Annotated in this window: 13 protein-coding genes; 6 read left to right on the top strand and 7 right to left on the bottom strand. The window is 48.9% G+C overall.

Annotated features, from left to right (window positions below; genetic code table 11):
- The first annotated feature begins 26 nt into the window (after nt 1–26).
- A complete protein-coding gene (locus HGD79_RS10370; RefSeq protein ID WP_001299025.1) occupies nt 27–896 on the top strand; it encodes an aldo/keto reductase in 870 nt (289 codons plus the stop codon).
- A 159-nt stretch (nt 897–1055) separates the two neighbouring features.
- Here the strand turns inward: HGD79_RS10370 and rclC are convergent, their stop codons facing one another.
- The 3 genes from rclC to rclA form a co-directional block, all read right to left on the bottom strand.
- A complete protein-coding gene (gene rclC / locus HGD79_RS10365) occupies nt 1056–1649 on the bottom strand; it encodes a reactive chlorine species resistance protein RclC (protein ID WP_001296896.1) in 594 nt (197 codons plus the stop codon).
- An 11-nt stretch (nt 1650–1660) separates the two neighbouring features.
- Nucleotides 1661–1897, bottom strand: coding sequence for a reactive chlorine resistance periplasmic protein RclB (rclB, locus tag HGD79_RS10360; protein ID WP_000474077.1), 237 nt, complete (start codon nt 1895–1897; stop codon nt 1661–1663).
- 108 nt (nt 1898–2005) lie between these two features.
- The gene (gene rclA, locus HGD79_RS10355) at nt 2006–3331 is read right to left on the bottom strand and encodes a reactive chlorine resistance oxidoreductase RclA (RefSeq protein ID WP_001046329.1); all 1326 of its coding nucleotides are present in this window, start codon (nt 3329–3331) and stop codon (nt 2006–2008) included.
- A gap of 225 nt (nt 3332–3556) precedes the next feature.
- On the opposite strand from rclA, the gene rclR reads away from it, so the two are divergent.
- The 4 genes from rclR (at nt 3557) to HGD79_RS10335 (ending at nt 7783) form a co-directional block, all read left to right on the top strand.
- Nucleotides 3557–4411 (top strand): reactive chlorine-specific transcriptional regulator RclR, encoded by an 855-nt coding sequence (gene rclR / locus HGD79_RS10350; protein ID WP_000339593.1) that lies wholly within the window; start codon nt 3557–3559, stop codon nt 4409–4411.
- A 526-nt stretch (nt 4412–4937) separates the two neighbouring features.
- Nucleotides 4938–5657 carry a (Fe-S)-binding protein gene (locus HGD79_RS10345; RefSeq protein WP_001102119.1) on the top strand — a complete coding sequence of 240 codons (720 nt, stop codon included), beginning with the start codon at nt 4938–4940 and terminating at the stop codon, nt 5655–5657.
- 10 nt (nt 5658–5667) lie between these two features.
- Nucleotides 5668–7095, top strand: coding sequence for a LutB/LldF family L-lactate oxidation iron-sulfur protein (locus HGD79_RS10340; RefSeq protein WP_000023906.1), 1428 nt, complete (start codon nt 5668–5670; stop codon nt 7093–7095).
- Nucleotides 7088–7783 carry a lactate utilization protein C gene (locus tag HGD79_RS10335; protein WP_001358288.1) on the top strand — a complete coding sequence of 232 codons (696 nt, stop codon included), beginning with the start codon at nt 7088–7090 and terminating at the stop codon, nt 7781–7783. Before HGD79_RS10340 ends, HGD79_RS10335 begins: the two co-directional genes overlap by 8 nt.
- A 245-nt stretch (nt 7784–8028) precedes the next feature.
- Here HGD79_RS10335 and ykgH read toward each other — a convergent pair whose 3' ends face one another.
- The 4 genes from ykgH to betI all read right to left on the bottom strand — a co-directional run bounded on the left by ykgH (nt 8029) and on the right by betI (nt 12664).
- Nucleotides 8029–8694, bottom strand: coding sequence for a protein YkgH (gene ykgH / locus HGD79_RS10330; protein ID WP_096147210.1), 666 nt, complete (start codon nt 8692–8694; stop codon nt 8029–8031).
- Nucleotides 8695–8906: 212 nt separating this feature from the next.
- A complete protein-coding gene (gene betA, locus HGD79_RS10325; RefSeq protein ID WP_001159102.1) occupies nt 8907–10577 on the bottom strand; it encodes a choline dehydrogenase in 1671 nt (556 codons plus the stop codon).
- Between the two features lie 13 nt (nt 10578–10590).
- Nucleotides 10591–12063 carry a betaine-aldehyde dehydrogenase gene (gene betB, locus HGD79_RS10320; protein ID WP_096147211.1) on the bottom strand — a complete coding sequence of 491 codons (1473 nt, stop codon included), beginning with the start codon at nt 12061–12063 and terminating at the stop codon, nt 10591–10593.
- A 13-nt stretch (nt 12064–12076) separates the two neighbouring features.
- Nucleotides 12077–12664 (bottom strand): transcriptional regulator BetI, encoded by a 588-nt coding sequence (gene betI / locus HGD79_RS10315; protein ID WP_001299022.1) that lies wholly within the window; start codon nt 12662–12664, stop codon nt 12077–12079.
- Nucleotides 12665–12792: 128 nt separating this feature from the next.
- Between betI and betT the strand changes: the two genes are divergently transcribed.
- On the top strand, nt 12793–14826 hold the full coding sequence (gene betT, locus HGD79_RS10310) for a choline BCCT transporter BetT (RefSeq protein ID WP_168848384.1): 2034 nt from the start codon (nt 12793–12795) through the stop codon (nt 14824–14826).
- The last annotated feature ends 506 nt before the right edge of the window (nt 14827–15332 follow it).

Genomic DNA, 15332 nt, shown 5'->3' with positions numbered 1-15332 from the left:
GTTCATGCCTAATGGAGGGACTGACAGTGGAATTTTCCGTATTAAGTAACAATCTGAAAATGCCGATGATGGGATTTGGTGTTTTTCAGGTTACCGATAAAAACGTGTGCAAACAGTCAGTGTTGAACGCTATCCGCACGGGTTATCGACTCATCGACACTGCAGCGGTATACGGTAATGAAGATGCCGTCGGTGAAGCCGTTCGTGAAGCTATATCTGAAGGTTTATGTACCCGAGATGAGTTATTTATAACGTCTAAATTGTGGGTGCAGGATATGTTGAATCAGGATACGGCAGCAGCAGGTATTGAAGCATCATTAAAAAAATCGGGACTAGAATACTTCGACCTCTATTTATTGCATCAGGCTATGCGCGATTATTTCAGTGCGTGGCGTGCACTCGAAGATGCCTATGAAGAGGGCAAATTAAAAGCAATTGGGGTTTCCAATTTCTATCCTCATGTTCTGGCGAACTTTTGTGAAACGGTAAGAGTTAAACCGATGGTCAACCAGGTCGAGTTGCATCCCTATTTTGCCCAACCAGAGGCGCTGGCAACCATGAAGTATTATAACGTGCAGCCTGAAGCATGGGCTCCGTTAGGTGGTGGACGACATAAACCCTTTGAAAATAATCTGCTTCAGAGTATTGCAGATGCCCATCAAAAATCGATTTCTCAAGTCATTCTGCGTTGGAATATTCAACGGGGAGTGGTCGTTATTCCGAAATCGACACATCAACAGCGTATCGAAGAAAATTTTGCTATCTGGGATTTCTCACTGACAGAGAAAGAAATGGCACAAATTAGTTCGCTTGATTTGGGTTATGTTGGGGAGTCGGTAAAACATTTTAATCCTGAATTTGTTCGTGGTTGTCTTGCTGTAAAAATACATGATTGATATTAATCATGTATTTTACCTAAGACGACAAGAATCTTTTAACAGGGGAGTGATATTGATCTTCACTCTGTCATATCTCCGGTAATATGGCGTCAGGCTTCATCATCAGAAAGGGGGCCTGACGCCTGAAAAAGTGAACAACAGACAGTGTTCGGATTATCAATATTCAGTTTTTAACGTTGAACTGGATTCATTACTGCGTTGTTTAAGAATTTCCCGCGCCGAATCTGCCATTATCATGACAGCACCTGCCAGCATCAGAGTATCTTTCAATACCAGGCGACCAGCACCGGATAAATAAGGGAAACCATGATGAGCGTCACCCAATGCGGGTACCCATGCCTCCGGGGTGGTGATTAAAAATGAGAGTGTTACCAACGGTGTGGTAAATGCCATCAGCCCTCCCAATAAACCTAACCAGCGATTGACAGGATTAGCCAAAACCAGCAGAGCAATAATCACCTCCACGACGCCAAGACCGTTGGAAAAACCATAGGTATTATTGGCCGATTGCCATGCCCTTGCTTCTGGTTTGTATTCGCCTTCGTGAGTCAGATACTGTTTATAGTCTTCCGGGTGTTCATAAAAGAACGACATTAGTGGACTGTTTGCGACGAATGGTGTAATGCTGTCTGCCTCGTAAGGGACAAACTTTAATAACCCAATCCACATAAAAACAATCGCAATACTCAGACGAATCAATGTCAGGCCAATTTTATCTCCCCGACTTAACATGTGCAGGTATTTCTCCATTGTAAACATCCTTATTTATACAATACTGCTGTTGCGGTTGAATTATTATCAATTCGCATCGATGTGACTTTCCAGGATGAAGCATTATATTTTCTGGCTATATCAGCAATGGCATCCTCCAGAACTGTCGGTGATGCTGATACTGACGAGACGCTGATATGTTTCAGAATTATTTTATCATCTGCATTGGTGGAAAATGCCATAACGCCAGATAATAGTGTTGCAAATAAAACAGATTTTTTGAACATATAAAATACCATCAATGAAGTGATTAAGAAGTTATAGAGTAACAGGGAATTAATAAGATTCTTTTCTCTGAGACGCCAGAATATTTGTTCTGGCGTCTGATTTTGAGTTTATTTGACTAATGAAAATAGATCATTGAGTGATTCGCTCATCGACGGATGAGTAAATATCTGATCGCGTAATATGCTATAAGGCAGCCCGGCATCCATCACCATTTTCACTATATTAATCATCTCGTGGGAGTCAACACACAGCAGTGATGCCCCTAATATACGTTGGGTTTTATTATCAACAATCGCTTTTAATACCCCACGGGTATCGTTCATCACTCTGGCACGCGGAATTGTAGCTACAGGCAATGTCACCACCTGAATATCAGCACCACTCTCTCTGGCTTGTTCTTCTGTCATACCAACCCTGGACAGGGGCGGTGTCATAAATACGGAATAAGGCACATTTTTCCGATCATCAGTACTACGTTTGCCTTCACCCAGTAACTCATCACGTACAATGCGGTAATCATCCAGTGATATATAAGTAAATTGCAGCCCGCCGGTAACATCTCCCATCGCCCAAATATTGTCTGCGGTGGTATGTAATCGCTTGTCAACGACAATTGCCCCGCGCTCGTTTACTGCGATACCGGCATTTTCTGGATGTAACGAAGCGGTAGCCGGTTGACGACCGGAAGCTATTAACAGTGCATCCACCGCCAGTTGGGCGTGCTCGCTATGCACTTGCACTTGATTTTCATGGTGACTGATTCGCTCCACATGGGCATTGAGGATAATATCGACGCCCTGATCGCGTAAAATCGTCGCGATATTATCAGCAATATCCCGATCTTCCCGAGGCAAAAACAGCGAAGCTGCTTCTAAAATGGTTACCTTGCTGCCAAAATTAGCGAACATAGAGGCGAACTCAACGCCAATATATCCGCCGCCCAAAATACCTAAATGCCCAGGCAATTCTTTTAGATTAAGTAATCCGGTGCTGTCATATACACCAGACGTGGTGGTAATTCCAGGAATTGGCGGAACCACGGCTTGTGCACCGGTATTAATAAAAATTTTCTCGCCATGAATCTCCAGATTTCCCCCAGGCCGATGAACACGCAGGCTATGATTATTGATAAACTCCGCCTGGCCGTCGATCACGTCGATATTGGGCATATCCGCAAGATTATGAAAATTCTTATTACGTAAAAAATTAACCACTTCATTTTTACGCTGTATGGCACGGACAAAATCTGTGTGCTGCTGTGCGTCATGAACCAATGTTTTGGTTGGGATACAGCCGATATTAATACAGGTCCCGCCATACATTGCATTTGATTGTTCGATGAGAGCCACTCGCCAACCTGCTTTTGCCAGCGTGACGGCTAATGTTTTTCCAGCCTTGCCAAAACCAATAATAACTGCCTGATATTTATTCATGATGATTTCCTGTCGAAACGCGTTCATTTGACATCATGACTATAGACGCAAAAGAGCAAATAACATTTCTTCACAACGCTTGATATTTTGTCTTATCGTCTGGTATTTTCTTTTTCTTAATCAGAATCACAAAACAAAAATCATGATTAACTATTTGATGGTATTACATTAATTATTTACTAAGATTGTTGGTGTTTGTAATCAAAAACCACTCAGGAGTCTGATATGGATGCCCTTAGCCGTTTGTTGATGCTTAACGCTCCACAAGGAACGATCGATAAGAATTGCGTGTTAGGAAGTGACTGGCAGCTTCCACATGGTGCCGGGGAATTATCGGTTATTCGTTGGCATGCGTTAACGCAAGGAGCGGCGAAGCTGGAAATGCCGACGGGAGAGATTTTTACATTACGCCCGGGAAATGTGGTCCTGCTACCACAAAATTCAGCTCATCGCCTGAGTCATGTCGATAATGAATCGACCTGTATTGTCTGTGGCACTCTTCGGCTGCAACATTCGGCGCGTTATTTTTTAACGTCTTTGCCGGAAACGCTGTTTTTAGCACCAGTTAACCACAGCGTGGAATATAACTGGCTGAGGGAGGCGATCCCGTTTTTACAACAGGAATCCAGATCGGCGATGCCGGGAGTGGATGCACTGTGTAGCCAGATCTGCGCTACATTCTTTACCCTCGCGGTGCGTGAGTGGATTGCACAGGTTAATACTGAGAAAAACATTCTCAGTTTGCTTCTGCATCCACGTCTTGGTGCGGTAATACAGCAAATGCTGGAAATGCCAGGACACGCCTGGACCGTCGAATCGCTGGCCAGCATCGCCCACATGTCCCGGGCAAGTTTTGCCCAGCTTTTCCGTGATGTTTCCGGAACCACGCCGCTGGCTGTATTAACAAAGTTGCGTCTACAAATAGCGGCCCAGATGTTTTCCCGGGAAATGCTCCCTGTTGTGGTGATCGCTGAGTCAGTAGGCTATGCCAGTGAATCATCTTTTCACAAGGCGTTTGTCCGCGAGTTTGGTTGTACTCCGGGAGAATATCGGGAAAGGGTCAGACAGCTTGCACCCTGAATAAAACCGCCAGAAATCAGGGCAAAGATAATCCGCATTCCGGGAGTTGTGAGCCTTTCAACTATTTCTATTTCCAACGGTGGTTTGGGCTTTATATATTTTTTTCTGATGGACTCTAGCTCAGTTTTTAAATAAAAATGCAAACTAAATTGCTTCAATTAAATAAAACCCCGACTATTACTTGATACGTGATTATTGTCGGTGATTTTTTTGTACACCATCAGTGTATATCTCAATAACCCCTGAATAAGTAGCTCTGAATAGGTATAAGGGATGTAGCCTTTTTAAATGGATTTCTTATGCCAAAAATGAACGTCGATTTCCCCATAAAATGTGAGCGATGCCGAAAGAAATAAAATTAGTTATTGCATTTGAAGTTTGGATGAAAGATTATCATTTGTCATACAAATGAGGGGTGGTATGTTGCTAGCCAATTAAAAAAGAACGCCATATTTATTGATGATTGATCCCCCGGTGGGGGGGAAACATCGGGCATAAATGGGCATGAAGTAATGGAGTATTAGTTGTGAATGTCAATTTCTTTGTCACCTGTATTGGTGACGCCCTGAAATCAAGAATGGCACGAGACTCCGTGCTGCTACTGGAAAAACTCGGCTGTCGCGTAAATTTCCCGGAGAAACAGGGATGCTGCGGTCAGCCTGCGATCAATAGCGGTTATATCAAAGAAGCGATTCCAGGGATGAAAAATCTGATCGCCGCACTGGAGGATAACGACGATCCCATTATTTCACCGGCTGGCTCTTGCACCTATGCCGTAAAAAGTTACCCGACGTATCTGGCGGATGAACCTGAATGGGCATCACGTGCCGAAAAGGTTGCCGCGCGTATGCAGGATCTCACCTCTTTTATTGTTAATAAATTAGGGGTAGTCGATGTAGGTGCCAGTTTGCAAGGGAGAGCTGTGTATCACCCATCTTGTAGCCTGGCCCGTAAGCTGGGAGTGAAGGACGAGCCACTTACGCTGCTGAAAAATGTGCGTGGACTGGAGCTGTTGACCTTTGCTGAACAGGATACCTGCTGCGGATTTGGCGGCACGTTCTCGGTCAAAATGGCCGAAATATCCGGCGAGATGGTGAAAGAAAAGGTTGTGCACCTGATGGAAGTCCGCCCTGAGTATTTAATTGGTGCTGACGTGAGTTGCCTGCTGAACATCAGTGGGCGATTACAACGGGAAGGGCAGAAAGTCAAAGTGATGCATATTGCTGAAGTGTTGATGAGCCGCTGAGGATATAAAGATGTCGATCAAAACCAGTAATACAGATTTTAAGACACGCATCCGTCAGCAAATTGAAGATCCGATCATGCGCAAAGCGGTGGCAAACGCGCAGCAGCGTATTGGGGCAAATCGGCAAAAAATGGTCGATGAATTGGGGCACTGGGAGGAGTGGCGCGATCGGGCCGCCCAGATACGTGATCATGTTCTGAGTAATCTCGACGCTTATCTGTACCAGCTCTCAGAAAAAGTGACGCAAAACGGCGGTCACGTCTGGTTTGCAAAAACCAAAGAAGACGCTACCCGCTACATTTTACAGGTTGCCCAACGCAAAAATGCCCGGAAGGTGGTGAAATCTAAATCGATGGTGACCGAAGAGATTGGTGTCAATCATGTGTTGCAGGATGCTGGCATTCAGGTGATTGAAACCGATCTGGGTGAATATATTCTCCAGCTGGATCAAGATCCGCCATCTCATGTTGTGGTCCCGGCAATTCATAAAGATCGCCATCAGATCCGTCGAGTGCTACACGAACGTCTGGGCTATGAGGGGCCGGAAACGCCTGAAGCGATGACCTTATTCATCCGGCAAAAAATCCGCGAAGATTTCCTCAGTGCTGAAATAGGTATTACCGGCTGTAATTTCGCGGTGGCAGAGACAGGTTCGGTATGCCTGGTGACCAATGAAGGTAATGCGCGAATGTGTACCACGCTGCCTAAAACGCATATTGCAGTGATGGGAATGGAGCGTATTGCCCCCACGTTTGCCGAGGTAGATGTATTGATCACCATGCTGGCGCGCAGTGCCGTTGGTGCACGTTTGACGGGATACAACACCTGGCTGACAGGACCGCGCGAAGCGGGGCACGTTGATGGTCCTGAAGAGTTTCATCTGGTTATTGTCGATAACGGGCGTTCTGAGGTGCTGGCCTCTGAATTTCGGGATGTGCTGCGCTGTATTCGCTGCGGGGCTTGTATGAATACTTGTCCGGCATATCGCCATATTGGCGGTCATGGATATGGCTCTATTTATCCAGGGCCAATTGGTGCGGTGATTTCTCCGCTACTTGGCGGCTATAAAGATTTTAAAGATTTACCCTACGCCTGCTCTTTATGCACTGCTTGTGACAGCGTGTGTCCGGTGCGTATTCCGCTGTCAAAACTGATTTTGCGTCATCGTCGGGTGATGGCTGAAAAAGGGATCACCGCAAAAGCAGAGCAACGGGCGATAAAAATGTTCGCTTATGCCAATAGTCATCCAGGATTGTGGAAAGTCGGGATGATGGCCGGTGCTCATGCGGCAAGCTGGTTTATCAATGGCGGCAAAACACCACTCAAATTTGGCGCGATTAGTGACTGGATGGAAGCACGCGATCTTCCTGAAGCTGACGGAGAGAGTTTCCGTAGTTGGTTTAAGAAACATCTGGCGCAGGAGAAAAAGAATGGATAATCGGAGCGAATTTTTGAATAACGTTGCTCAGGCACTGGGTCGCCCGTTGCGACTTGAACCGCAAGCAGAAGATGCGCCGCTTAACAACTATGCTAACGAGCGGCTTACCGCACTTAACCAACAGCAGCGCTGTGACGCGTTTATTCAGTTTGCCAGCGATGTTATGTTGACGCGCTGTGAGCTGACCAGCGAGGCGAAGGCGGCAGAAGCTGCAATACGTCTGTGTAAAGAGCTGGGAGATCAGTCGGTCGTGATTAGCGGTGACACGAGGCTAGAGGAATTGGGGATTAGCGAACGTTTGCAGCAGGAATGCAATGCCGTTGTTTGGGATCCGGCGAAAGGTATTGAGAACATATCACAAGCAGAGCAGGCTAAAGTGGGTGTCGTGTATGCTGAATATGGTTTAACCGAATCGGGAGGCGTGGTTCTTTTTTCCGCCGCCGGGCGCGGGCGTTCATTGAGCCTGCTCCCGGAATCTTCTCTTTTTATCCTGCGTAAAAGCACTATCTTGCCGCGTGTAGCGCAACTCGCAGAAAAATTGCATCAGAAAGCGCAGGCCGGTGAACGAATGCCGTCCTGCATTAACATCATTAGCGGCCCTAGTTCAACGGCGGATATTGAGCTTATCAAAGTCGTCGGGGTTCATGGTCCGGTGAAAGCGGTGTATCTGATTATTGAGGATTGCTGAGAGAGATATGAGATCTGAACATAAACCTGAAGAAGGCATACGAGGTTGAAAATAGCGTTAAGGACAACCTGACTTAACCCCGTTCCGTCATGGTTATGCTGCTCTTCTGTAAATATCCTGGCATTAGTAATGCCAGGATATTTACAGTGAAAAAGACAGGCATCCATTCCTGAAAACGGGTTCCCTTCCCGGTCATTGTCACTTCAGCTTTATACAGGCACTCTCTATCAGAATGCTGTTTATTACTACCCAGAGTTTTGTTGGTATTCATCTACCATTTTTTTGACAAGGCAAAACATTACAGAAATTACAATGCTTAGAAAAAATCCCAGAGCCAGGCAAATGGCAGCAGGGTATTTATTTTTTATTTCTGGTGAGCTTATAGTTACACAGCCATCACCGTTCGGATACAATGACCAGTTCCTGGTCAGGTATATCATTTTTGTATAAAGCTCACTGTTAATTGCTGAAGGTGTTTGTATCTCATCGAGAACTTGCCTGCCATTATGGTATTCTGACGCATACCATTTGATAATAGACGCCTGCACGCGAGATATTTCCGCTTCAGCAGTTGGTAAATCTCTCTTATCTTCTGACCATTCCAGCTTTATTTCTCTGTTCTTGACATCTGGGCTGGTGTGAAAAAATGTAGTAATTCGCTGTATAACATCTTCAGTCATTGTGGTCTGACAGGCAAAGTTATTATTGCTATCACAGTTAACAAGTATGCCTGGTGTTGTCTGGTTTATTTTTAGGCTGTAACTCACTTTTATATTATCTTTATTGATATACAGAAACAACAGCACCATTGCCATACAGATAGCTATAATAAAAAGGATAACGCGAATCTTTTTCTTCAGATAAAATAAAATCTCAATCAGATCGATATCCTGTTTGATTTGTTCACGCATAATATATCCAGAAAATAAAATCTGTCGCAGATAAGGTTGTATTAATAGTCTGTATCAGGAATGTTCGGGTTAAATATCAGCAAAAAGCCAGCATCATGAATACTGGATATGAAGCATGAGAGTTACCTCAGTGTTTATATAAGGATTCGGTCCCCCTCTCTGGAACGGTAACTCTCAATCTGATCGGTTCCTGCGTTAGTTCACATCACGACTCATTTTTTCGCTCTCACCGGCATCCCATTTGCCACAAAATATCCCGCCGTGCTCCTCGGCAGCGCTTCCTGTCCACGAATCATATCCGCTATTTTCTCGCCAATCATAATTGTCGTGGCGTTCAAATTCCCGGTGATAATCTGCGGCATAATCGACGCATCCACCACACGCAGGCCTTCTAACCCGTGTACGCGGCCTTCGCCGTCAACCACGGACATCTCGTCGTAACCCATTTTGCAGGTACCGCACGGATGGAAGGCGGTTTCGGCGTGGTTACGCACGAACTCATCGAGCTGTTCATCCGTCTGACATTCCGTGCCGGGGCTGATTTCGCGGCCACGATACTGATCCAGCGCCGGTTGATGCATGATCTCCCGGGTGATGCGAATTGCGTCGCGGAACTCCTGCCAGTCCTGCTCGTGTGACATGTAGTTAAACAGAATTGCCGGATGCTGGTGCGGGTCGCGGGATTTAATCCGCACATGCCCACGGCTTGGCGAGCGCATTGAGCCGACGTGGCACTGGAAACCGTGCTCCTTCACCGCATTCGAGCCGTTATAGTTAATCGCTACTGGCAGGAAATGGTACTGAATATTCGGCCACGCAAATTCCTCTCGGCTGCGAATAAATCCGCCTGCTTCAAAGTGGTTGCTGGCACCAACGCCAGTGCCGCCAAACAGCCACTCCGCACCGATTTTCGGCTGGTTCCACCACTGCAGGGCAGGGTAGAGGGAAACCGGTTCTTTGCACTCATATTGCAGATACATCTCCAGATGATCCTGAAGATTTTCGCCGACGCCGGGTAATTCATGCACCAGCGGAATATCAAACTCCGCCAGCAGTTCAGCGTTGCCGACGCCGGAGCGTTGCAGGATCTGCGGTGAGGCAATCGCGCCTGCACATAACAGCACTTCTTTGTTGGCCGTTGCGCGGGTTGGGATGGTGCTGTCGCCTTCCAGCCATTCGACGCCCACCGCGCGTTTGCCGTCAAAAATGATGTGATCGGTCATAGCGTGAGTACGAATGGTCAGGTTAGGGCGCGATTTGGCCTGATCGAGATAACCGCGCGCGGTACTGGCGCGACGGCCCTGCGGCGTGACGGTGCGATCCATCGGGCCAAAACCTTCCTGCTGATAGCCGTTGAGATCGTCCGTGCGCGGGTAGCCTGCCTGCACGCCCGCTTCAATCATCGCTTCAAACAGCGGATTGACGCCGGGTTTGGAGGTGGTGACGCTCACCGGGCCATCGCCACCGTGGTAGTCGTTCTCGCCCACATCGCGAGTCTCGGCCTTGCGGTAGTAGGGCAGGCAGTCGAGATAACTCCAGTTCTCCAGACCGGGTTCTTGCGCCCAGTTATCGAGATCCAGCGCGTTGCCACGGATGTAGCACATGCCGTTGATCAGCGACGATCCACCCAGACCTTTACCGCGTCCGCACTCCATGCGGCGGTTATTCATAAACGGTTCAGGTTCCGTTTCATAGGCCCAGTTGTAGCGTTTACCCTGTAGCGGGAACGCCAGCGCGGCGGGCATCTGGGTGCGGAAGTCAAAGCGATAGTCCGGGCCGCCCGCTTCAAGCAGCAGCACGGAGGTATTCGGATCTTCAGTCAGACGGGTAGCGAGAACGTTGCCGGCTGAGCCGGCACCAATAATGATGTAGTCAAATTGCAAATAAACCTCCTGGTTAGAATATGGACTGGAATTTAGCCATCTCAACCTGGATGGACTTCACCTGGGTGTAACTCTGGAGCGTCATCACGCCGTTCTCGCGACCAATGCCGGAGTGTTTGTAGCCGCCAACGGGCATCTCTGCCGGGGATTCGCCCCAGGTGTTGATCCAGCAAATACCCGCTTCCAGCTGATGAATGACGCGATGCGCGCGGTTCAGGTCCGCCGTCACGATGCCCGCCGCCAGGCCGTAGTCGGTATCGTTAGCGCGGCGAATGACTTCCTCTTCCGACTCGTAGGTCAGAATGGACATCACCGGCCCGAAGATCTCTTCGCGCACAATGGTCATTTCGTCGCTGCAATCGGTGAACACAGTCGGCGCGACCCATGCGCCGTTATCGAGGCCATCGCCTTTCAGTACATCGCCGCCGCACAGTACGCGCGCGCCTTCCTCTTTGCCTTTGACGATATAGCGCAGCACGTTATCGCGATGCGGGAAGCTGACCAGCGGGCCGAAGTTAGTTTGCGGATCGAAAACGTCGCCCGCGCGAATGCGCTCAACGCGCGCCAGAATCTTTTGTTCAAATGCGGCTTTGCATTTCGCCGGAACGAAGACGCGGGTGCCATTGGTACACACCTGACCGGAGCTGAAGAAGTTCGCCATCATGGCGATATCGGCGGCGAGATCGAGATCCGCATCGTCGAAAACGATCAGCGGTGATTTACCGCCCAGTTCCATGGTCACTTCTTTCAGGGAAGAGGCCGCCGAGTTAGCCATCACTTTTTTGCCGCTGGCGACACCGCCGGTAAATGACACTTTGGCAATGCCCGGATGCTCGGTCAGATATTGCCCGGTCTCCGCGCCCACCCCCGGCAACACGTTAAATACGCCGTCCGGCAGGCCCGCTTCGCTGTAAATTTCAGCCAGCTTTAACGCGGTAAGCGGGGTGACTTCGCTCGGTTTGAAAATCATTGCGTTGCCTGCCGCCAGCGCCGGGGCGGATTTCCACAGGGCAATCTGGATCGGGTAGTTCCATGCGCCAATCCCCGCCACCACACCCAGCGGTTCGCGGCGGGTATAAACAAATGACGTCTCACGCAACGGGATCTGGCTGCCTTCCAGCGCCGGGATCAGCCCGGCGTAGTACTCCAGCACGTCCGCACCGGTAACGATATCGACGGTTGAGGTTTCCGAATATGCTTTTCCGGTGTCGAGGGTTTCAAGTTTTGCGAGTTCGTCATTGCGTTCACGCAGAATATCGACGGCCCGACGCAGAATGCGCGAGCGCTCCATCGCGGTCATCGCCGCCCAGATTTTTTGCCCCTGTTGGGCACTCTTCACTGCGCGATCGACATCCTCACGCCCGGCGGCCTGCACGGTCGCCAGCACGTTACCGTTGGCCGGGTTAATGGTCTCGAAGGTGCGACCGCTGGTGGCGGAGGTATAACCACCATGTATATAAAGCTGCTGTTCTGCCATTCGGGACATCACGTCTCCTCGGTTAATCGGTGGGTAAATGCTGAGTAATAAAGTGACGGGTCAGCGAGTGTGCGAGAGGTTTATCCAGCGGTTTGCCGCTCAGTGCCGCGCGCAGCCATAATCCGTCAATCAGCGCGGCAAGGCCGTAGCCCGCTTCCTGTGCCTGTTCGCGCGGCAATTCGCGGCGAAACTCGCTCACCAGATTCGACAATAAGCGGCGGCTACTGACCTGCTGTAAACGATAGAGCATCGGCTGATGCATACTGCTGGCCCAGAACGCCAGCCAGGCTTTCATCGCCGCACTGCTCACCTGCGTTTCATCGAAGTTTCCGGCAACAATCGCCTGTAATCGCTGCTCTGCACTGCCCTGCGGAAGTGCATGTAATCGATTCAAAACCGCGTCACGCAGCTGACTGGTGATATCGCGCATGGTTGCTTCCAGCAGACCATTTTTGTCCCTGAAATAGTGGCTGATGATCCCCGTAGAAACGCCTGCACGGCGGGCGATCTGCGCGATCGTTGCATCGTGCATGCCCACTTCATTTATTGCTTCCAGTGTGGCGTCGATCAGTTGTCTGCGCCGGATCGACTGCATCCCCAATTTGGGCATTTTCGCCACTCCATTCATCAGCGTTGTTTATCTATTAAAGCGGTTATTGATTGGACGTTCAATATAAAATGTGTCTTAATTGTTACGAATTTGATTTTAAATGGTAACAATAACAGTGGGGATACTGGATGACAGACCTTTCACACAGCAGGGAAAAGGACAAAATCAATCCGGTGGTGTTTTACACCTCCGCCGGACTGATTTTGTTGTTTTCCCTGACAACGATCCTGTTTCGCGACTTCTCGGCCCTGTGGATTGGCCGCACGCTGGACTGGGTGTCTAAAACCTTCGGTTGGTACTATCTGCTGGCGGCAACGCTCTATATTGTCTTTGTGGTCTGTATCGCTTGTTCGCGTTTTGGTTCGGTGAAGCTCGGGCCAGAACAATCCAAACCGGAATTCAGCCTGCTGAGTTGGGCGGCGATGCTGTTTGCTGCCGGGATCGGTATCGACCTGATGTTCTTTTCCGTAGCCGAACCGGTAACGCAGTATATGCAGCCGCCGGAAGGCGCGGGACAGACGATTGAGGCCGCGCGTCAGGCGATGGTCTGGACGCTGTTTCACTACGGCTTAACCGGCTGGTCGATGTATGCGCTGATGGGCATGGCGCTCGGATACTTTAGCTATCGTTATAATTTGCCGCTCACCATCCGCTCGGCGCTGTACCCGATCTTCGGTAAACGGATTAACGGGCCGATAGGGCACTCAGTGGATATTGCAGCGGTGATCGGCACCATCTTCGGTATTGCCACTACGCTCGGTATCGGTGTGGTGCAGCTTAACTATGGCTTGAGCGTACTGTTTGATATTCCCGATTCGATGGCGGCAAAAGCGGCACTGATCGCCTTGTCGGTGATAATCGCCACGATCTCTGTCACCTCCGGTGTCGATAAGGGGATTCGTGTGTTATCGGAACTTAACGTTGCGCTGGCGCTGGGATTGATCCTGTTCGTATTGTTTATGGGCGACACCTCGTTCCTGCTTAATGCGCTGGTGCTGAATGTTGGCGACTATGTGAATCGCTTTATGGGCATGACGCTCAACAGTTTTGCCTTCGACCGTCCAGTTGAGTGGATGAATAACTGGACGCTCTTCTTCTGGGCATGGTGGGTGGCATGGTCGCCGTTTGTCGGCTTGTTCCTGGCGCGTATCTCGCGTGGGCGTACCATTCGCCAGTTCGTGCTGGGCACGTTGATTATTCCGTTTACCTTCACGCTGTTATGGCTCTCGGTGTTCGGCAATAGCGCGCTGTATGAAATCATCCACGGCGGCGCGGCATTTGCCGAGGAAGCGATGGTCCATCCGGAGCGCGGCTTCTACAGCCTGCTGGCGCAGTATCCGGCGTTTACCTTTAGCGCCTCCGTCGCCACCATTACTGGCCTGCTGTTTTATGTGACCTCGGCGGACTCCGGTGCGCTGGTGCTGGGGAATTTCACCTCGCAGCTTAAAGATATCAACAGCGACGCCCCCGGCTGGCTGCGCGTCTTCTGGTCGGTGGCGATTGGCCTGCTGACGCTCGGCATGCTGATGACTAACGGGATATCCGCGCTGCAAAACACCACGGTGATTATGGGGCTGCCGTTCAGCTTTGTGATCTTCTTCGTGATGGCGGGGTTGTATAAATCTCTGAAGGTAGAAGATTACCGCCGTGAAAGTGCCAACCGCGATACCGCACCGCGACCGCTGGGGCTTCAGGATCGCCTGAGCTGGAAAAAACGTCTCTCGCGCCTGATGAATTATCCGGGCACGCGTTACACTAAACAGATGATGGAGACGGTCTGTTACCCGGCAATGGAAGAAGTGGCGCAGGAGTTGCGGTTGCGCGGCGCGTACGTGGAGCTAAAAAGCCTGCCGCCGGAAGAGGGACAACAGTTGGGGCATCTGGATTTGTTGGTGCATATGGGCGAAGAGCAAAACTTTGTCTATCAGATTTGGCCGCAGCAATATTCGGTGCCGGGCTTTACCTACCGCGCACGTAGCGGTAAATCGACCTACTACCGGCTGGAAACCTTCCTGTTAGAAGGCAGCCAGGGCAACGACCTGATGGACTACAGCAAAGAGCAGGTGATCACCGATATTCTTGACCAGTACGAGCGGCACCTTAACTTTATTCATCTCCATCGTGAAGCGCCGGGCCATAGCGTGATGTTCCCGGAAGCGTGATTGTTTTTGCATAAAACCGCGCCATGTCTGCATATGGCGCGGGAATCATTGACTCGCTGTAAAAAATTATGCATATATTATATATGATTGTCATGTCATATCCTGCAATTCCTCTTGTATCACTTCATGATTTTATATTTTATTAATTAACGATTTTATTTTGTATTAGCTGAATGGATTCAGTCCTATAGTGTTATATATTTATTAATAAGACGATTCTTATATTTTGATACCTAATAAGAGTTACCGCTTTTATCGGCTGTATATTAAATGTATTCCTCTTGCTTTTGTTTATATTTTGAGTTGATTTGAGTTCCTGGATACATATAATGCGCAGGTATTAGAGACTGGGGGGAATGTAATGATAAAGTTAAGAGTGTTAACTTAAAATAAGTTTTAAGTAATAACTTGCTATTTTATTACCCTCTGAACTACATACTCAGATATGTGGTTGCCAATGCTATGCAAAATTTTTGAATTTTTATATGCGATGAACAGTAACCAGA

The organism is Escherichia sp. SCLE84, assembly GCF_012584495.1.
Classification (GTDB): domain Bacteria; phylum Pseudomonadota; class Gammaproteobacteria; order Enterobacterales; family Enterobacteriaceae; genus ECMA0423.
Note: the sequence above shows the minus strand (reverse complement) of the source record. Positions and strands in the feature narration are given on the sequence as shown.

Bases quoted from the DNA above. Each gene is read 5' to 3' on its own strand.
- betI (WP_001299022.1), bottom strand. From the start codon at position 12,664: ATGCCCAAATTGGGGATGCAGTCGATCCGGCGCAGACAACTGATCGAC.
- rclB (WP_000474077.1), bottom strand. From the start codon at position 1,897: ATGTTCAAAAAATCTGTTTTATTTGCAACACTATTATCTGGCGTTATG.
- rclR (WP_000339593.1), top strand. From the start codon at position 3,557: ATGGATGCCCTTAGCCGTTTGTTGATGCTTAACGCTCCACAAGGAACG.
- betB (WP_096147211.1), bottom strand. From the start codon at position 12,063: ATGTCCCGAATGGCAGAACAGCAGCTTTATATACATGGTGGTTATACC.
- HGD79_RS10340 (WP_000023906.1), top strand. From the start codon at position 5,668: ATGTCGATCAAAACCAGTAATACAGATTTTAAGACACGCATCCGTCAG.
- HGD79_RS10335 (WP_001358288.1), top strand. From the start codon at position 7,088: ATGGATAATCGGAGCGAATTTTTGAATAACGTTGCTCAGGCACTGGGT.
- ykgH (WP_096147210.1), bottom strand. From the start codon at position 8,694: ATGCGTGAACAAATCAAACAGGATATCGATCTGATTGAGATTTTATTT.
- betT (WP_168848384.1), top strand. From the start codon at position 12,793: ATGACAGACCTTTCACACAGCAGGGAAAAGGACAAAATCAATCCGGTG.
- rclC (WP_001296896.1), bottom strand. From the start codon at position 1,649: ATGGAGAAATACCTGCACATGTTAAGTCGGGGAGATAAAATTGGCCTG.
- rclA (WP_001046329.1), bottom strand. From the start codon at position 3,331: ATGAATAAATATCAGGCAGTTATTATTGGTTTTGGCAAGGCTGGAAAA.